1 protein-coding gene is annotated in these 326 nt (G+C 54.9%); it reads right to left on the bottom strand.

Going from position 1 to position 326, the window contains the following annotated elements; all coding sequences use genetic code 11:
* A partial coding sequence (locus KDM89_RS21050; RefSeq protein ID WP_212689769.1) for an ABC transporter substrate-binding protein occupies positions 1 to 326 on the bottom strand: 326 nt, incomplete at both ends.

Here is a 326-nt window from a genome sequence, read left to right as displayed (position 1 = left end):
GGCGTTGTCGAGGAAGTTCCCCATAGACAGCGTCCAGCTGCCTATCATCGGTACTTTCCAGCCCAGCTTTTCCATACCGTTGGCGATTTGCGCCAGCTCAGGGCCTATGCCATAGGTCAGCACGGCTTGCGCACCACCTTGCTTCGCCTTGAGCAACTGGGCCGTCATGTCCACATCTTTGATGTTGAACTTTTCGACTGCAACTGGCTTCACGCCTTTCACCGCCAGTGCTTTTTCGAGATCTTCGCGGCCCAGCTGTCCATAGTTGGTGGAATCTGCCAGAATCGCAACCTTGGTGAATTTGCGCTTGCCGACTGCTTCTTCCA

Origin of the sequence: Cognatundibacterium luofuense, from assembly GCF_018139685.1 — a bacterium.
Taxonomy (GTDB): Bacteria; Pseudomonadota; Gammaproteobacteria; order Burkholderiales; family Burkholderiaceae_D; genus Undibacterium; species Undibacterium luofuense.
The sequence above is the reverse complement of the archived record's forward strand: the minus strand, read 5'-3'. Positions and strand labels throughout refer to the sequence as shown.